Source organism: Fibrella arboris (assembly GCF_041321095.1).
Taxonomy (GTDB): Bacteria; Bacteroidota; Bacteroidia; order Cytophagales; family Spirosomataceae; genus Fibrella; species Fibrella arboris.
On record NZ_JBGGWE010000021.1, the window covers coordinates 1 to 18,078 of the forward strand.

Here is an 18,078-nt window from a genome sequence, read left to right on the forward strand (position 1 = left end):
CGTCGCGTAGCGACCTGACCACGCTGAATTGTTAGGTCGCTACGCGACGGAAGGAGACTCAGGCAACTCAACGTTCTATAGACATTAGGTCGCTACGCGACGAGTTGGCCGACGCAAACAGCTTTTCGAGGGCTCCGCTGGCAGGCCTTGCTGGTAACTGGTGATCCACTGAAACCTGAAACTGCGCGGCGGCCGCCGCGCACTTGAAACTTGCTCCCCCTTCATCCCCAATTACAACCGATAGCCCAGAAATAGCATCAGGTACGTGGTGAATCTGTAGATTACGACATAGATCACTAATCGCCACCTCCTTACGCCTAACTTGTCTATGCAGCTTGTTATTGACAACCTATCTAAAACGTATAAAAATGGGGTACGTGCCCTCGATGCTGTTTCGCTGACCATTCCGACGGGGATGTATGGACTGCTGGGGCAGAACGGGGCTGGTAAAAGCACGCTCATGCGTACGCTGGCCACCTTGCAGGATGCTGACAGCGGCACGGCTATGCTTGGCGACCTTGACGTGCTGAATCAAAAAGAAGCTGTTCGCCGTACGCTGGGCTATTTGCCACAGGAGTTTGGCGTTTATCCACGCGTGTCGGCCTCGGAATTGCTCGATCATTTTGCCTTGCTGAAAGGCGTGATCAATGGCCGCGAGCGGACGCAACTGGTTGACGCCTTATTGAACCGGGTCAACTTATACGAGCACCGCAAAAAGGCGGTGAGTAGCTACTCGGGTGGTATGAAACAACGCTTTGGCATTGCCCAGGCGCTGATTGGCGATCCTCAACTGATTATCGTGGATGAACCTACCGCCGGCCTTGACCCCGGAGAGCGTAATCGGTTCTACAACCTGTTATCCGAAATCGGCGAGAACGTTGTCGTGATTCTGTCTACCCATATTGTGCAGGACGTGATGGAACTCTGCAACAACATGGCCATCATTCACCAGGGTCGCGTGCTCTATGGCGGCACCCCCACAGCAGCGGTTGCCCGCCTGTCGGGCCAGATCTGGGCCAAATCAATCAGCAAGGCCGAGCTGCCCACTTATCAGCAAACCCACACGCTGATCTCCAGCAAACTCGTGGCTGGCAAACCCCTCATCCACATCCTGAGCGATGTTGACCCCGGCGACGGCTTCACCGCCGCCGAACCAGACCTGGAAGATGTCTTCTTTTCGGCCATCTCGTCGCCAATGGTACGCGGATAACGCCGGTAGTACCGATCAAGACCGATTGCTGTGTCTATTATTGTTCTGAAGCGGTGCCGGCCTCGTTGACCAGCCACCTGTGTATACCCATCAGGTAAGAAATCCGTGCCGACCCGCTAAACCCGTCCAATCTGCGTTCCCCTCTATGTTTTCCCACCTCTTCACCTTCGAAATCCGGTATTGGCTCAGGCAGCCGATGGTCTGGATATTTATGCTCGTCAATACGGTCATGTTTGCCTGGGCGGCCGCATCTGATGACCTTAGTATTGGCGGATCGTTTGGTAATATCTTCAAGAATGCGCCCTACGTGATTCAAAATCAGTACGGCGTCTGGACCATCTTTGCGCTGCTGATGACCACCGCGTTTGTGCAAAATGCGGCACTTCGTGACTTTACCTATAACAGCCATCAACTCGTTTTTTCGTCACCGATTCGGAAGGTCGATTACCTGGCGGGGCGGTTTCTGGGGTCTTACGTCGTGGCGCTGATTCCCTTCTTTGGCATCTCTATCGGTATACTGCTGGGTACGTTGATCGGGCAGGCTACCGGGACTGTGGAGGCTGAGCGATACGGGCCGGTGGTCTGGTCGGCACACGTCAATGCGTTTCTGACGTTCGCCATGGGGAACACCTTCATTTCGGGGGCGTTCATTTTTATGCTCGCCGCCCTAAGCCGGTCAACGGTGGTGGCGTTTGTGGGGGCGGTATTATTGCTGGTGGCGCAGGCCGTAGCTGGTAACCTGCTGGGCGATCTGGACAATGAAACGTTGGTCGCCTACTTCGATGCGCTGGGCTTCGGCCCGTTTGAACTAGCCACCAAATATTGGACGGTTGCCGATAAGAATACGCGGTCGGTCGGCCTTCTCGATGGCTATATGGGCATCAACCGGGCTATCTGGTTTGGTATCGGGCTGCTCTGGCTGGGTATCACCTACCTGCGTTTTTCGTTTGCCGAACGGGTAAGCGGTGGCCGCTGGTTCAGCCGCAGGCGAAAAACAGACGCGCTCCCTACGGATGCGGCTGGTGTTGCCGTATTCGGGACTGCTCAGCCGCTGCCTCGTGTACAGCGCCAGACGGGCACAGGGGCACAGGTAGCGCAGCTATTCCGCGTGGCTAGAACCGATTTCAATGGTACCATCCGGGGAGTAGCGTTTATCGTCATTCTGCTGGCGGGACTGCTCAACATGGGCTTTTCGCTACGTTTTGCCGATGATTTTTACGGGCTGTATTCGTATCCGGTCACGTACAACGTCATTCAGACGATTCAGGGCACGATGGGGATTTTCCTGTTTGCCATCATCATCTTCTATTCCGGCGACCTGATCTGGAAGGAACGCGATGCCGATCTGGCTCAGATCTATGACTCGATGCCCCACCGGAACTGGTCGGTATTTGTGGGAAAACTACTGGCCATGATCGGCGTGGTAGCGCTGATTCAGGTTGTATGCGTTGGGGCAGGTATACTGGCGCAGACGCTGATGGGCTACACGGTCTATGACCTCAGGCAGTATGTGGTCGAATTCTTCCTTATCGGCCTGTCGCGGCTGATACCGATCATCGTGCTATCGATGCTGATGCACACGCTGGTGAACAACAAGTACGTGGCTTTCTTTGCCGTGGTCGTGGTTCTGATCACTAACGGCTATATCTGGGGGCCACTCGACGTGCAGAGTAATCTGGTCCAGTTCAACGCAACGCCCGATTACACCTACTCCGACATGAACGGATGGGGGCCGTATGTGGCCTCGCTGGTGTGGTTTCGTATGTACTGGTCGCTGTTTACCGCCTTGTTGGGCGTTGTGGCTGTATTGTTCTGGGTACGTGGTAAAGACACCGCCTGGGCCAACCGCTGGCAACTGGCCAGCCGGCAGTTCAATGGCCTGAACCGGCGCGTTACCATCGGGCTAATGGTTGGCTGGCTGATCGTAGGCAGTTTTCTGGCTTATAACACCTTTATTGTTAATCCCTTTGTGACGAGCAAAGTGCAGGAAAAGCGGCAGGTGGCGTATGAGAAAACGTACAAGAAATTCGAGCATCGGCCGCAACCCCGCATCACCGACGTAACCTACAGCATCGACCTGTATCCTGAAGAGCGGGCCATTCAGGTACGTGGTCGATACGTACTGACCAACAAAACTGGTTCTGCCATCGATTCATTGCATGTGTTACTGCCAAACCGACTGAACTACACCATGACTATTGCTGGTGCCAGGCGGGTGCTGAACGACTCTATACTGCAATACACGATTTACAAACTGGCTCGCCCAATGGCTCCCGGTGATTCGCTGCTACTAACCTGGACGGCCCATCGCGAAGCAAGAGGCGTTGAGAATGAAGTCGAGTTTGTTCAGCAGGTGAACCAGAACGGGTCTTTTTTCAATAACATCGATATTTCGCCACAGATTGGTTATCAGAAAGATGGAGAGTTAGGGAGCAGGAACGACCGTAAGGAATATGACCTGCCTGAGCGGGCCCGGATGCCTAAACTCGAGCGTAACTGCACCGAAGCCTGCATGAACACGTATATCGGTACTAGTTCTGACTGGGTGAATGTGCGCACCACGATCAGCACGGCGCCCGATCAGATGGCGGTAGCCCCTGGTTCCTTGCGAAAAGAGTGGACCGGTAACGATGCACAGGGCCGCCCACGTAAATACTTCACCTATGCCCTTGACCATGAATCGCTGAATTTCTATTCGTTCATCTCGGCTCGGTTCGAGGTGAATCGCAGCAAGTGGAACGGGATTGATGTAGAGGTGTATTACGACAAAAAACACCCCTATAACGTAAAAAACATGAGCGAGTCGATCAAGGGAGCGCTGGCTTATTACACGGCGAATTTTGGTCCGTATCGCCATAAGCAGGCGCGTATCGTCGAGTTTCCGCGCTATGCCAGCTTTGCGCAGGCTTTTCCGGGTACGATGCCCTATTCAGAAAGTATCGGGTTTATCTCGAAGATTGACCCTGAAACGGACATTGACATGGTGAAATATGTGGTAGCGCACGAGATGGGTCACCAGTGGTGGGCGCATCAGGTAGTTGGGGCCGACATGCAGGGAGCTACGCTGCTGTCGGAAACGTTGGCGCAATATTCGGCCCTGATGGTGATGCAGCAACGATATGGGCGCGACCGGATGAAACGCTTCCTGGGGTATGAGAGTGACCGGTATCTGGGGGCGCGGGGCAGTGAATCGGAGAAAGAAGTACCGCTCGAAAAGGTGGAAAATCAGGGGTATGTACATTACAACAAGGGCAGTCTGGTCATGTTCAACATGAAAGAATTCATTGGCGAGAAGGCCGTGAACAACGCCCTGCATGCCCTTACATCGGCCTTTGCGTACCGGCAGCCACCGTATCCAACCGCCTACGAACTGGTTGATCGCCTGCGGGCCAATACGCCTGACTCCTTAAAATCGACGATCCATGACCTGTTTGAGCACATTACGATTTACGACAATCGGGCCACGGCCGTCAGCGCCAGGAAGCGTAAAGATGGCCAGTATGATGTGTCGGTAACGGTACAAACGGCCAAGCTCCTGGCCGACTCGCTGGGTCGGGAAACACCGCTTCCCCTTAACGACCTCATCGACGTTGGTGTGTATGGCAAACCAGCCGACGGTAAGAAAATCGGCAAACTGTTGGCCATGCAACGTACCCGGATGAAAGCCAAAACAGGTACGTATTCCTTCGTGGTGAAGGAAGCGCCTTACGAAGCAGGTGTCGACCCCCTCAGCTACCTCGCCGACCGGATTCCGGCCGATAATTTGAAGAAGATTACGGGACTGTAATGGAGAAAGTGGTGTTTGGGGGGCTATGGATAATCAACCTAAGCACCATTTTTTGTTCACGTACTCGCGAAGCCAACACGCTTCGCGAGTACGTGAACATAGCTATTTATTTGCCACCGTTTTTTGGCTTAACAGATTGTGCCACGTCGATAAATGGAGCGATCCAGATTTCGTTTTCGTGCTGTTTCAGGAATTGGAGCAGTTTACGGTGTTCCGGCAGGGCTACGTTCAGGTTATGTTCACCGCCCACGCCATGAAACAGAAAAACCAGTACTGAATTGGTCGCCATGGCCTGCTTCACCAGGGCAATCATCTCTTCACCCGATTGTCCGTTGATACCATAAGCCCCTACATTGCCCAGGTCGATTGCCGTTGGTTGCTTCATCTCGCTGGTGGTACCTCGGGCGGCAACAAAATCGCCGGTTACTTTTTCGTAGTAATTCTCGCCAGCAACGGTTCGGTCGCCACAGGGATAGGCGAAGGTGCGCTGCTTTTTGCCGTCGAGGGCTTCCAGGAACGTATTGGTCATCCGAATCTCATCCACAATACGAGGTACGGTATAGGTCCGCAGGTCGCGGTTAGCGCTTACCCACTCACGGCCGGGGCCGCCAGTGCAGGGGTGAAACAGCGTATGATTCGCCAATTCGTGCCCATGCGTAGCGGCTTTTTTCCAGTCGGCAACACGTGCTGTAACACCCGGAAAACTACCCGACAGGTAGAATGTGCCTTTGAACCCCAGCGAATCCAAAGCGGGCACTACATTATCGAGGTGAACCTGCAAGCCATCGTCGTAGGTCAGTGCCACCGCACACTTTTTACCTTTCCAGGCGGGGTTTTGCGCGAAGAGTGACGTGGTGAAAAGGGAAAGGACGATGGGTAAGAAATAATGTTTCATACCGGCGGTTTAAGGAGAGCTTTTTTATTTTTTATGCTCCGTGCAGTAGTGTGTTGCTGTCGCGTGGCCCTTCGACTACGCGACAGCAACACACTACTGCACGGAGCATAAATACCAACCTACGAAGGCTTCTGCGTTAGTAGTCCCCTGCGGCGAAGCAGCGGTTTGATATCCGGTTCGGCACCGCGGAAGTTGCGGTAGAGCGTCATCGGCTCGTCGGTGCCACCGCGTTCCAGTACGTTTTTCCGGAACGATTGCGCCGATTTCTGATCGAATAAGCCTTTCTGTTTGAACACCTCAAACGCATCCGCATCGAGTACCGCTGACCAGATGTAGCTGTAGTACCCCGCTGAGTACCCACCGGCGAATACGTGCTGGAAATACGTGCTCCGGTAACGCGGTGGAATCTGGTCGATCAGGCCGATCTTGTCCATCGCCTGCTTCTCAAACGTCAATACCTCGGCGGGGTCTTTCAGTCCCGGCGTCTGGCCGGGTTTGAGCGTGTGGTACGCCATGTCGAGTTGGGAAGCGGCCAGGTACTCGCTGGTCGCAAATCCCTGATTGAACAGTCTGCTTTTCTCGATCTTCTCAATCAGCGCATCAGGAATGACCTGACCCGTTTTGTAATGCTTGGCATACAATTTCATCATCTGCGCCTCCTGCGACCAGTTTTCCATGATCTGCGATGGCAACTCTACGAAATCGCGGGGAACAGACGTACCCGACTGGCTACCGTAGGTCACGTTGGAGAGCAGGCCATGCAGCGCGTGACCAAACTCGTGGAAAAAGGTGCGGGTTTCGTCGAGGCTCAGTAGGGCGGGCGTATCGCCGGTGGGCTTCGAGAAGTTGCAGACGATCGATACGACGGGTGTTATTTTCTTGCCGTTTTCTACTTCCTGCCGCCGGTAGCTGGTCATCCAGGCGCCACCTCGTTTGCTGGCGCGGGGGAAGAAATCCATGTAGATAATGCCGATATGGCGGCCGTCACTCTCTTTCACTTCGTACGCAATGGCGTCTTCATGGTAGACGGGCAGGTCGGTGCGGCGCTCGAAGCGCAGGCCATACAGCTTGTTGGTCAGCATGAAAATGCCCTCGCGCACGTTGTCGAGCGAAAAATAGGGGCGGAGTTCCTGCTCATCGAGGGCAAACTTTTCTTTGCGCAGCTTCTCGGCATAATAGCGCCAGTCCCAACCGGCCAGTTTCTCATTCTTGCCGTCCCGGTTCATCAGGGCCTGTAGCTCGTCGGCTTCTTTTCGGGCGACGGGCACCGTAGCCGTCCATAGCTGATTTAGCAGCTCATTGACTTTGGCCGGTGTTTTGGCCATACTTTCTTCCAGAATGTAGGCGGCATGGTTATCGTAACCCAGCAATTGTGCCCGCTCGGCCCGCAGGGCTACCATACTGGCCATGATAGCCTTATTGTCGCGGGCGTCGTTGTGGTTGCCCCGCTCCAGATACGCCCGGTATATTTTCTCGCGCAGGGCCCGGTTGTCGGCATACTGCAAAAACGGCATGATGCTCGGGTTTTGCAGCGTAAAGAGCCACTTGCCCGGCTGAGTACGTTTCTTCGCTTCATCGGCAGCAGCAGCAACGATCGAAGCAGGCAGGCCACTCAGATCGTCGGCCTTGTCGATCACCAGCGTATAGGCGTTGTTTTCGGCCAGTAGGTTCTGCCCGAATTTGAGCGTCAACAACGACAGTTCGCCGTTGATCTTCCGTAAACGATCCTGTTTCTCGGCAGAAAGCCCTGCGCCTCCGCGCACAAAATCTTTGTACGTTTTTTCGAGCAGCCGTTGTTGATCACCCGTCAGCTTTAGCTTGCTTCGCTGCTCGTACACGGCCTTTACCCGCGCAAACAGGGCCGGGTTCAGCGAAATATCATCGCTATGTTTTGAGAGTTTGGGTGCTACTGTCTGGGCAATTTTCTGGAGTTCATCGTTAGTGTTGGCGCTATTCAGGTTGGCAAAGACTGTGTTTACCCGGCGCAGTAGATCGCCGCTTGCCTCCAGTGCTTCGATGGTGTTGGCGAAGGTGGGCGCTCCGGTTTTGGCCACGATGGCGGCAATCTCGGCGTCCTGCTGCTTCATGCCTTCCTCCATGGCCGGCTCAAAATGCTCAGGCTTGATTTTGTCGAAGGCCGGCACACCAAACGGTGTGTTGTACGGACTGAAAAACGGGTTGGGCGTAGGCGGTTCAGCCATTGGGGCGAAGGCAGTCAGAAGCACAGTTGACGCGAGGAAAGCAAGGGTAGCTTTCATGGGATATCGGAAAGATGAAGGTCAGTAACAAAGATATTCATTCGAGGCCTGATAAAGGCGCACTTACATCGTGGTAACGTACCTACAGCGCGAAGCATCCCTGCGCAACGTACCCCCCCCCATGCAATTCTGCCGCCGTTTTTCGCTAATATGCCTTTCTAAACCCACCCGCATTGTCATGTCTTGGAAAAAGATAATTGGTTACAGCATTTTGTTTGTCCTGCTGGCCGCACTGGCCTATGGCCTGAACTTTGGCTTGAACTACGCTTACATCGGTTCGTCGTATGCGGCTAAAACCGTTTGTTCTTGCGAGTTTGTCTCGAAACGGGACAGTGCCAGCATCCGGGCGCAGGATTTATACGCCGTTCCGTTTGCCACTACAGCGGTAGACCGAACCGCCAAAACCGTGAGCGCAACGGTGTACGGACTGGCTCGTGTGACGGCCATCTTCCGTGAAGGGCTTGGCTGCACGCTGCTCAACGAAACCACCGCAGAGGAACTGCGGCAGCAACCGGGCATCCCCCTAAAAAGCGGGGCAGATGAGCCGTCGCGGCTTCCCAAATCACTGTTTTCTGAAGTCGATCAGCCCGCGCTTCAACAGGCTATTGAGGCCGCTTTCGCTGAAAAAGATCCCGCGCACCCTATCCGGACGCGAGCTGTAGTGGTCGTTTATAAAGGGGAGTTCATCGCCGAGAAGTATGCTTCCGGCTTGTCGGCCCAAACGCCGCTGCTGGGCTGGTCGATGACGAAAAGTGTGACCAACGCGATGGTCGGGATGCTGGTGAAAGACGGCAAGCTCGACATCCGCCAGCCCGCGCCCATCGACGAATGGAAGGCTGATGAGCGCCAGAAAATTACCCTCGACGACTTGCTTCGGATGAGTAGCGGATTGGCCTTCGAAGAAAACTACGCCAAACCCGGCGACGCTACCTACATGCTTTTCCGGGCTAAGGGGGCCGGCGCGTATGCCATCAACAGTAAAGTCGCTGCCGCGCCAAACGCCGTGTGGTCGTATTCGAGCGGAACGACTAATATTTTGCAGGAAGTGATGCGGCGACAGTTTGGCAATCTGGCCGAATATCGGGCGTTTCCGCATCAGCGCTTGTTTCAAAAAATTGGCATGACCAGCGCCGTGCTTGAACCCGACGCATCAGGTACGTATGTGGGATCGTCGTTCATGTACGCTACTGCCCGCGATTGGGCCACGTTCGGCCAGCTGTATTTGCAGGATGGCGTCTGGCAGGGCGAACGGCTATTGCCCGAAGGCTGGGTCAAATACTCATCCACCGAGACGCCGCACTCGGGTGGACTATACGCTGCTCAGTTCTGGATCGATCATGCCGACAAATCCTTTCCGCCGGACGCCTTCATGGCGCTGGGCTTCGAAGGGCAGTCGGTCACCATCATCCCGTCGAAACAACTGGTCATTGTTCGCCTCGGCTGCACGCCAAACGAGGCCGATTTCAACCGATCGGCGTTCGTGAAATCCATTTTAGCCACTATTTCAAATCGTTGATTCGTCATTCCGAAGCTTTTTTTGTCATCCCGACGCAAGGAGGAATCGTGGCGTTACCTCTAATAGCGACTGGCACTTTTGACAAGAACGCCACGATCCCTCCTTGCGTCGGGATGACAAAAAAAGATCAAACACAACCACTATAAAGTCCACTATGAAACAAGCTATCCTTCTTATTTTCTTGCTCAGTTCCAGCGCTTTTGCGCAAACCTTATCGACTGCGGAGAAGGCCATTCTAGCCACCGTGCGGAAACAGCAATCCGAAACGGAAGCCTTTCTGGAAAAGGTCGTGAACATCAACAGCGGGACGCTCAATAAAGAAGGCGTCAGAACGGTGGGCAAACTAATGGCCGACGAATTCGAGAAGCTCGGTTTCAAAACCGACTGGGTGACGTTACCCGACTCGCTCAACCGCGCCGGGCACCTGGTGGCGACACGGCAGGGAAAACGCGGTAAGAAACTCTTCCTGATCGGCCACCTAGACACCGTTTTTGAAAAAAGCCTGCCGATGGAGCCGTTCAAACGCGAGAACGATTCAACCGCGTCGGGTCAGGGCGTGAACGACATCAAAGGCGGCGACGTGCTGGTGATGGCTGCGCTGAAAGCCCTGCACACGCAGGGCCTGCTCGATGATACCTCGATCACGGTCTATTTCACCGGCGACGAAGAAAGCTCGGGCGGCCCGGAAAGTCGGCGCGATTTCATTGAACGGGCCAAACGCTGCGATGTGGCGTTGGCCTTCGAAACGGCTCAGGGACTACACAATGTCACGACCGGCCGGCGGGGATCGAGCAGCTGGACGCTGAACGTAAAAGCCCGCACCGGTCACTCATCGCGCATCTTCAGCGATCTGGGCTACGGTGCCATCTACGAAGCGTCCCGCATCCTGACCGAATTCCGGCGGGCGCTGGGGCAGGAGCCTAACCTGACCTTCAACCCCGGTCTGATGGTTGGCGGCTCGAGTGTGCGGTACGATGATAAAACGGCGAAGGCTGAGACCGTCGGCAAAACCAACATCATTGCTGAATCGGCACTCGTAAAAGGGGATCTACGTTTCCTGGGCGAGGCCCAGAAAGAAAATGCTCGTACTAAAATGCGGGAGATTGTCGACAAGAGCCTGCCGCTGACCAAAGCAACCATCACCTTCTCCGACGGCATCCCGTCTATGGAACCCACCGCCGCCAACGACGCCCTCCGCAAGCAGGTCGATCAACTAAGCCGCGACATGGGTTTAGGTCCGGTAGCGGCGGGTGATCCTGGTTCGCGCGGCGCGGGCGACGTATCCTTCGTGGCGCAATACCTACCCTGCCTGGATGGGCTGGGTGCCTCCGGCAAAGGTGCGCACAGCATCGAAGAAACGATCAACCTCAAGGAATACCCGCTACTCATCCAACGCACGGCGTTACTGCTATACCGCATAACGCGGTAGGGTGTATGAAAGGATACATTTTGAAGCGCTGAGTATAAGAGAATAAATTATTATGTCTGAATATCAATAACTATCACCGGGTCTTGAGTAATTGTGGTCGTTTTTCTGTTCTATTATCATAACTCACGTATAAAACTGTCCGATATGGAATATGACATCAGATTAAGCGGAGCAGAGGAGGACAATGGGACGATAGAGTTTGACCGACTGACTCAGTTAGCGAATAGTATCAAATCGATAGCTCGGGGTGCTCTGCAAATCCGCTTGAATGGCTTTAGTCGTAGTAAAGGGCAAATGTCAAATAGGCTTCAACGTGCCCTAAAAATCCAGTTGGTGGCTATCCAAGAGCAGGATTCGACTATACTGCGTGTACGCTGTGACCCATTTGGAGAGACTATGAATGGGATTCAAGGGGACTTGTTTAACCCAGCTATATTAGCAACCTTACCAACCTTGACTCCAGTTTCATTATTTATGGAAGCGTTTCGGGAAGCAGTACGCACTGACTTACCTGGATATGCGTATGATTGGTTGGATAGACCATTGTTGACTGATCTAAAAAACTTTCGTAAACTCTTTCTAGATGAATCAGAAACGATTCAGTTTGCTAATCGGGGATCCGTGCCTGATTTAGTACTACATACTGATGATTTCCAGCGCATAAGTACCCTAGAAGACCTTACTCCTGAATCGCGCGAAGTGATGGTTACAGGACGGTTAGATGAACTCAAATACAATCACTATCGCGTTAGAGTCGAAACCGCAAAAGGTGTAGTAAATGGGGTGCTTAAGGACACCGTAAAACCTGAGCATATTAGCAGTTTTTGGGGTAGACAAGTGACCTTAGCGGGTAAAGGGCATTATAAACCAGGTGGAAATCTTTCTTTTATTGAAGTTAGCCGAGTCATGGAGGCAAGTCAAACTGACGCTTTATTTGTTCGACCACCACATAGTCATTTATTAAACCAACAAATAGAATTGCAATTGAAAGGTGGAAAGTCTATTAATCGTCTAGCAGACATCGTTGGTGAATGGCCCGGTGACGAACCACTTGATGAACTCTTATCTCAATTGGTAGATTGATGCGCTATTTACTTGACACGAACATACTATTAATTTGCCTGCGTGGTGGTAAGCTGTATGACCAGATTGAAGCTGAATTAGGACTTACAAATCCTACCACCATGCTTTTTGTATCGGCTGTTTCTAAAGGTGAGTTAATAGCTCTAGCAATCCGTAATCGTTGGGGACAAAACAGGCTTGACAAACTGAATCGTTTACTTAATCAGATTATTCTTCTTGATATTTCAGCTGCTGACCAAATTCTATTTGATACATACGCTGAAATAGACTGTTACTCGCAGAATCAATTACCTGCTCGCTCACTTCCGGTAGGCAGATCTGCTCGGAAAATGGGGAAGAACGATTTGTGGATTGCTGCCACCGCCCAACTAATCGGAGCAACACTCGTAACTACTGACGGGGACTTTGAAAACCTTAAAGATGTATACCTTCCTGTACAACTTTACATTCCATAAGTAGCATCTATTCAGAGGCAAAATAGAAATTATAACTTAGCTATACGGTTTCAAAACCACTCTACAATCTTTGGTGAAAGTTATTGATTGAGCGCTTCTTTCAATCACAAGCTACCCTATAATACTATTGAGATTTCTATAAAAGGTCCATCGTTTTCGAGTCCTGCACCCCGCCGTAATATTTGTCTAGAACGGCCTGGAAAATGGGGGCTGCATTAGGTACTAAACTAAACAGGGTCATGCTGGAGCGCAGCTTTACATCGTCGGGCGAACCCAGGATCTGCGTGGCCGTTTTTCCTTCCACATTCAGCATGGCCGTGGCAATCTCAACAAGGCGTGGGCCGAGGACGGGGTGGTTTAGGTAATCGCTTGCTTCCTGAAGATTGCTGACGGCGTAAAAAGCGGCTGTACGGCTGAACCCCAGGCCAGCTATCTGCGGAAAAACATACCACATCCAGTGGCTTCTTTTCTGTCCATTCCTGATCTCGGCCAGGGCCTGCGTATAGTTGCTGGCTTGCGCGTCGACAAAACGATTCAGATTCGTGGCTTCTTCCATGATTGATAAAGTAACGTGAGTGTTGGATAACTGACTGTCTTAGCAATTTCATTCGCATAGCCCCGCGAGGGGCAATATGGCAATGGAAAGACGGCAACCCATTCTCTACCAGCCCCATTAGGGGCAACATGTTAAAAACGCTACCTCGATTACATGTCGCCCCTAACGGGGCTCGGTCGATGGCTGTTCCGACTCTGGCTATTGACATACCACCCCTCGCGGGACTATGCAGCTATACTGGCCACTTCTCCATGTTCAACTTCTGTAATCACGTAACAACCTACGACCTGAACTGGCGGAGATTGTACGTAAACGTCATCATGAAATAGCGGTTCAGCACCAGCGAGCGGCTGTCTTCCAGGTACGTCTCCGAGAACGTCCGGCTGATGCTGTTGTTCTGATTCAGCAAGTCGAAGACCGACAATTTCAGCTCGCCGTTCTGGTTCTTGAACAGCCGTTGCGCGAAACTGGCGTTCCACAACGTGAACGTCTGATTGAAACCGCCCGACAAGCCCGCATACTGCTGGTAGTTGATATCGGAGCGCAGCACCATGCCTTTCCAGATATTCCAGACCACGTTGGCTCCGGCGGTTTGGGTGTTGAACGAGTTGTTCAGCTTCGGTTGCAGCGTATTGATGGCCCGGTTGTAGGCGTAGTTGTACGACACCGTGAAGTCGATCTTTTCACTGATGTTACTGCTGAGTACCACACCCTGGCTGATGGCGTAGGTGTTGGCCCGGTTCACCTGGTAGTTGATCAGGCTCGGCGCACTGCTGTAATTCAGGCTGGTGTTCAGGTTCAGGTTGCTTTTCATGAACGTCAGCGGTGTGCCGTACGAACCGAATAGCCGCAGATTCACGGCATCCTCAGTGTTCACCGGGCGAGTTAGCTGAGTGCCCTTTTGCAGAAAGATACCTTCTCCTGTCGATGAAACAACGCCCGGAACCCGCATGGCGCTGTCGGCAATGAACAGTGACGAACCGATAGGGTCCTGCGTGTAATTGGCACTGATAAGCGCTACCAGACTGCTGGCCTTTTGCACCGCCGTTTTGGTAAACCGGGCCGATATGTTGTGGCTGTAACTCTGCTGCAGATCGGGATTACCGATGGTTTGCAGGAGTGGATTAGTGTTGTTCAGCACATTTTGTAACTGGTTGATGCTCGGTGCCTGCGTGTTGGTGCGGTAGGTGAACCGAAGCCGCAAATCTTCCGTGAAGCGATAATCGGCCGTGACGGTGGGCAGCAGGTTCGTAAACGCGCGATTCACCATGCCGGTGCGGGGGAATAGCTGGTCGCTCTGTAGGTCAGCTCGTTGCAGGTCGACGGAAGCCGACAGGCGTACTTTTTTCGAGTTTACGTTATAACCAACACCCGCCCGCTGTGTCAGGTAGTCATTGTCGAAGCGGTTACTCAACAGCGAATCGAGCAGATCGTAGCGGTCTGAGGCGGGATTGAGTTTGTAGGTGAGTCGGTCAGAATTACTGTGGTTGATCCCCGCGCTGTACGATAACTGCAGCATACCTTTACCCAGCGGCTCCGTGTAATTCAGGTTGGCCGACAATTGGTAGCTATTCGATAGGTTGGTGGTCCGCTGGTTAATGAGCTGCCGGGTGGTTGTATCAACGCCCACAAACTCATTGACCGATGCCAGCGTACTCATCCCATTCCGATCGTTGACCGACGTACCCAGATTTAGCGACATCGTACGGCCCCGTTTCTCGAAGCGATGGCGAAACAGCAGGTTGTTGCTGAAGGATAATCCCTGATTAGTGGACGAAAACGAGTTGTCTGATCGATTCAGTAAGCTGTTACCAAGCCGGGTTTCACTGTTTGTCAGCGAGTTAGATCCGTTGGTCTGAAAGCTCAGGCGGGGCGTCAACAAGATCGAGTTGTTCTTGTTGATGGTGTAATCGAGCCGGAAGTTCAGCCGGTGATTAAGGTTTGTGCTGTTGTTGGCGGTCTGTTCGCGGTACGTCTGGGTCGAATCACCGGTTTTCTGGTAATATTCCCGCAGCAGTGATTGCTCATTCCGGTTGTTGCTCTGGTTCAGGAAATAGCTACCCCGGATGGTCATTTTCTTGCCCCACGAATCACTGTAGTTGATACCCAGTGAATTGGTCGTGTTAATGCCGCTCTGCTGACCGACCAGAAAATTGTCGGTACCTCCGCCGCCGTTACCACCGCCCGGTGCGCCACCACCGCCTCCCCGCCCGCCTCGCCCACCGCCACCCTGACGCTGATTACCACCGCCTCCGCCGCCCAGTACGCCCAACAGATCCTGGCTCGCGAAATTCTGCTGGTTGATGTTATTGCTTTGTCCGATAATCGAAATGCGTCGGTCGCCTTTGAACAGGTTTACACTTCCACCAGCGGCAAAGGTGGCATCGGTGCCGGCGACGGCTGTTCCTACACCGCCATACACCTTCCCAAACTGTCCGTTTCGTTTGTCGGGCCGGGTGGTAATGTTGATGGTTTTAATGGTGTTGCCGTCGTTCACGCCCGTAAACTGCGACTGGTCGCTTTGCCGGTCGAATACCTCAATTTTGTCGATCACTTCGGCGGGTAAATTCCGCAGGGCAATGGTCGGGTCATCGCCGAAGAAAGGCTTGCCATCCACCAGGATTTCCTGCACCGTTTCGCCCTGCACCTTTATGCCTCCGCCACTCATATCCACACCGGGCATCTTCTTAATGAGGTCTTCGGCCTGCGCGTCGCGATTCACTTTGAAGGCGTTGGCGTTGAACTGAAGCGTATCACCCTTCTGCTCGGCGGTGGGTGTTTTGCCTTTGATCACGACTTCGTTCAGTTGCCGGGCCGTTTCCAGCAGAATGATCGTAGGTACGTTCACCTCTCCCGAATCGAGCTGTACGGTTTGTTCGGTGTTGTTGTAGCCTACGAAGGAGGCGATCAGCTTATAGCTACCGGCAGGTAGGTTGTCGAACTGAAAACGCCCGTCGAGCCCGGTTACCATACCGCGCCGAATCGTGCTGTCGGTCAGGCTGTTGGCCCGGACGGTAACGCCAATCAGCGTATCGCCTTTGGCACCGGTGATGTTACCACTAATTGAGCCGGTTTGCTGGCTAAACCCGACGGTAACAGTCAGTAAGATGAACAGCAGACCGAGTGCTGATCGGCTGAATCGTTGAGGCAGGGATAGGTTCATAACGTTGAGTGATAGGCGAAAAGCGCCTGATAAAAAGGGAGTTGGATAAAGCATGAATACCAAACATGACTAGTTTGTTTGGTGTCCTTCACAGGCTTAGGCCCCGAACCCGAACGGAACTTGCGGTGGGGTATAAAAAAAGAGGAACACTCGTGTGAGCGTTCCTCTTTTTGGGTCAGGTACGTTGGTTGCTTCGCGCTCTAGGTAGGTTGTCACTCGCCACAGGCAAGCGACAACCTACCTAGAGCGCGAAGCAACCTACACCTCATCGCGCCGAATCGGCCGCCGCACGCCTCGAGCGGGGCATACGGAAGGCGCGGCTGGGTAGTTCGCCCAGGAGTTTGTTCAGGAGTGTACGTTGCTCAGGCGTGCAGATAGCCGCTACCCGGTCGAAGTGGGTAAGCGTAATCAGGTCTATGTCGGCGGCTTGCCGATGAAAAGCCGTGACCAGTTCGCGTCGGTGTGTGTCGGTCAGTGACGAGTCGAGCAAGTGAAAATAGGCTTTTCTGGCTTGCTTTAGCCTTTTTCGACGTGGTTCTACCTGTTGAAAATAAGCCTTCTGCCAGCCAGCCAGTTGCTGGCGCTGCTCCTGAGTAAACTGGAGCGTATCGGCCAGGAACGTACCGGCCGTAGACGACCGGTTGCGCCGATGCTCTGCTGTGGCTGCCGGACGTACCCAGATCCAGGTGAGCAATCCGATGTTTAGGGCTACCAGCGCCACAATGATTCCCAGAAAAAAACGGATGCGCCGCTGCTCATTCATACGCTAAAATAACCGGGTCTACGTCGTAATCGTCGACTAATGAATGGGTGGTTGTGGTTGCCATCTGGTCAGGCGTGGGCTGGCTACGGGTCGTTGTCCACCAGGCAGCGCCTATGTTCAGCAGCACCAGCAGAAGCAGGGCCGAATAGGCATAAACGGGTTTGCGAAGCCACCACGGCAGCCAGTCGGTCTGCTCAACGGATTTGGCCAGGCGGGCCTGCAAACGGGTGTAAAAAAAGGGCCGTAGCTCGGGTTGTGGGCGTTTCCCCCACCGTTGAAAATCGGCTTCCCACTGATCTTCGTTCGGTTCCTGCGTTGATTCGTTCATGGTATGATGTACGGTGTTAGTCGTTTACGTAGCGTTTGTCGGGCCCGGAACAACAGTGATTCTACGGCCGACACCGACGTTTGCATCACGTCGGCAATTTCCTGGTACGATAGTTCTTCCTGGTAATGCAGTGTAAAGGCCACCTTCTGCGACTCGGCCAGTTTCTGCACGGCCTGGTTAATGAGCTGGGTACGTTCGTTGGCTTGGAGCACTGTTTCTGGAGTCTGAAAATCGGGTGGGTCAAATCGCTCGGGTCCGTCATCGCCAAAAAGGCTGGTCAGAAAGGCGAATCGTTTTTTGCGTTTACGGTCACGTTCTTTTCTCAATGCCCGCGAGGTCGTCAGTCGATACAGCCAGGTGGCCAGACTGGCTTCGCCGCGAAAACGCCCAACGGTCTTGTACACCTCCATAAACACCTCCTGCGCCACATCCTCAGCATCTTCGGGCGTTGGCACAATGGCAAGGGCTGTGCGAAAGACCCGCGTCTGGTACGTTTCGACAAGCCACCGAAAAGCCGATTCGTCGCCTTGTTGCAGGCGGTCGAGCCGGGCTATTTCGTCGGGTTGTTCGTTCTGCACATCAGCGTTCTTTTAGCATTAGGGCCCATTAGTAAGGTAAACTTGCGGGGGAAGGGT

General features: G+C 53.4%; 13 protein-coding genes. 6 read left to right on the forward strand and 7 right to left on the reverse strand.

Going from position 1 to position 18,078, the window contains the following annotated elements; translation table 11 throughout:
• Positions 1-328: 328 nt before the first annotated feature.
• Positions 329-1,210: an ABC transporter ATP-binding protein gene (locus ACAW75_RS24705; protein WP_370731462.1), complete on the forward strand. Its 882-nt coding sequence runs from the start codon at positions 329-331 to the stop codon at positions 1,208-1,210.
• Between the two features lie 145 nt (positions 1,211-1,355).
• Positions 1,356-4,997, forward strand: a complete 3,642-nt coding sequence (locus ACAW75_RS24710) for a M1 family aminopeptidase (protein ID WP_370731463.1) — start codon at positions 1,356-1,358, stop codon at positions 4,995-4,997.
• A gap of 106 nt (positions 4,998-5,103) precedes the next feature.
• Here ACAW75_RS24710 and ACAW75_RS24715 read toward each other — a convergent pair whose 3' ends face one another.
• Positions 5,104-5,892 (reverse strand): polysaccharide deacetylase family protein, encoded by a 789-nt coding sequence (locus ACAW75_RS24715; RefSeq protein ID WP_370731464.1) that lies wholly within the window; start codon positions 5,890-5,892, stop codon positions 5,104-5,106.
• Positions 5,893-6,011: 119 nt separating this feature from the next.
• Entirely contained in the window at positions 6,012-8,150 is a 2,139-nt protein-coding gene (locus ACAW75_RS24720; protein ID WP_370731465.1) for a M3 family metallopeptidase, read from the reverse strand.
• 178 nt (positions 8,151-8,328) lie between these two features.
• Here ACAW75_RS24720 and ACAW75_RS24725 point away from each other — a divergent pair, with 178 nt between their 5' ends.
• The 4 genes from ACAW75_RS24725 (at position 8,329) to ACAW75_RS24740 (ending at position 12,633) form a co-directional block, all read left to right on the forward strand.
• Positions 8,329-9,666, forward strand: coding sequence for a serine hydrolase domain-containing protein (locus tag ACAW75_RS24725; protein ID WP_370731467.1), 1,338 nt, complete (start codon positions 8,329-8,331; stop codon positions 9,664-9,666).
• 154 nt (positions 9,667-9,820) lie between these two features.
• The gene (locus tag ACAW75_RS24730) at positions 9,821-11,095 is read left to right on the forward strand and encodes a M20/M25/M40 family metallo-hydrolase (protein WP_370731468.1); all 1,275 of its coding nucleotides are present in this window, start codon (positions 9,821-9,823) and stop codon (positions 11,093-11,095) included.
• Positions 11,096-11,239: 144 nt separating this feature from the next.
• Entirely contained in the window at positions 11,240-12,178 is a 939-nt protein-coding gene (locus ACAW75_RS24735) for a hypothetical protein (protein ID WP_370731469.1), read from the forward strand.
• Positions 12,178-12,633: a type II toxin-antitoxin system VapC family toxin gene (locus ACAW75_RS24740; RefSeq protein ID WP_370731470.1), complete on the forward strand. Its 456-nt coding sequence runs from the start codon at positions 12,178-12,180 to the stop codon at positions 12,631-12,633. Before ACAW75_RS24735 ends, ACAW75_RS24740 begins: the two co-directional genes overlap by 1 nt.
• Positions 12,634-12,769: 136 nt before the next feature.
• Here ACAW75_RS24740 and ACAW75_RS24745 read toward each other — a convergent pair whose 3' ends face one another.
• The 5 genes from ACAW75_RS24745 to ACAW75_RS24765 all read right to left on the reverse strand — a co-directional run bounded on the left by ACAW75_RS24745 (position 12,770) and on the right by ACAW75_RS24765 (position 18,021).
• Positions 12,770-13,189, reverse strand: a complete 420-nt coding sequence (locus tag ACAW75_RS24745) for a DUF1810 domain-containing protein (protein WP_370731471.1) — start codon at positions 13,187-13,189, stop codon at positions 12,770-12,772.
• A 280-nt stretch (positions 13,190-13,469) separates the two neighbouring features.
• A complete protein-coding gene (locus ACAW75_RS24750) occupies positions 13,470-16,352 on the reverse strand; it encodes a TonB-dependent receptor (RefSeq protein ID WP_370731472.1) in 2,883 nt (960 codons plus the stop codon).
• A gap of 265 nt (positions 16,353-16,617) precedes the next feature.
• On the reverse strand, positions 16,618-17,115 hold the full coding sequence (locus ACAW75_RS24755; RefSeq protein WP_370731473.1) for a Spy/CpxP family protein refolding chaperone: 498 nt from the start codon (positions 17,113-17,115) through the stop codon (positions 16,618-16,620).
• Entirely contained in the window at positions 17,108-17,443 is a 336-nt protein-coding gene (locus ACAW75_RS24760; protein WP_370731474.1) for a hypothetical protein, read from the reverse strand. The genes ACAW75_RS24755 and ACAW75_RS24760 overlap by 8 nt, the downstream gene beginning before the upstream one ends.
• Positions 17,440-18,021, reverse strand: coding sequence for an RNA polymerase sigma factor (locus tag ACAW75_RS24765; RefSeq protein ID WP_370731475.1), 582 nt, complete (start codon positions 18,019-18,021; stop codon positions 17,440-17,442). The genes ACAW75_RS24760 and ACAW75_RS24765 overlap by 4 nt, the downstream gene beginning before the upstream one ends.
• Between the last annotated feature and the right edge of the window lie 57 nt (positions 18,022-18,078).

Coding starts and splice junctions, on each gene's coding strand:
- ACAW75_RS24740 (WP_370731470.1), top strand. CDS start 12,178: ATGCGCTATTTACTTGACACGAACATACTATTAATTTGCCTGCGTGGT.
- ACAW75_RS24705 (WP_370731462.1), top strand. CDS start 329: ATGCAGCTTGTTATTGACAACCTATCTAAAACGTATAAAAATGGGGTA.
- ACAW75_RS24715 (WP_370731464.1), bottom strand. CDS start 5,892: ATGAAACATTATTTCTTACCCATCGTCCTTTCCCTTTTCACCACGTCA.
- ACAW75_RS24710 (WP_370731463.1), top strand. CDS start 1,356: ATGTTTTCCCACCTCTTCACCTTCGAAATCCGGTATTGGCTCAGGCAG.
- ACAW75_RS24720 (WP_370731465.1), bottom strand. CDS start 8,150: ATGAAAGCTACCCTTGCTTTCCTCGCGTCAACTGTGCTTCTGACTGCC.
- ACAW75_RS24750 (WP_370731472.1), bottom strand. CDS start 16,352: ATGAACCTATCCCTGCCTCAACGATTCAGCCGATCAGCACTCGGTCTG.
- ACAW75_RS24725 (WP_370731467.1), top strand. CDS start 8,329: ATGTCTTGGAAAAAGATAATTGGTTACAGCATTTTGTTTGTCCTGCTG.
- ACAW75_RS24735 (WP_370731469.1), top strand. CDS start 11,240: ATGGAATATGACATCAGATTAAGCGGAGCAGAGGAGGACAATGGGACG.
- ACAW75_RS24760 (WP_370731474.1), bottom strand. CDS start 17,443: ATGAACGAATCAACGCAGGAACCGAACGAAGATCAGTGGGAAGCCGAT.
- ACAW75_RS24730 (WP_370731468.1), top strand. CDS start 9,821: ATGAAACAAGCTATCCTTCTTATTTTCTTGCTCAGTTCCAGCGCTTTT.
- ACAW75_RS24745 (WP_370731471.1), bottom strand. CDS start 13,189: ATGGAAGAAGCCACGAATCTGAATCGTTTTGTCGACGCGCAAGCCAGC.
- ACAW75_RS24755 (WP_370731473.1), bottom strand. CDS start 17,115: ATGAATGAGCAGCGGCGCATCCGTTTTTTTCTGGGAATCATTGTGGCG.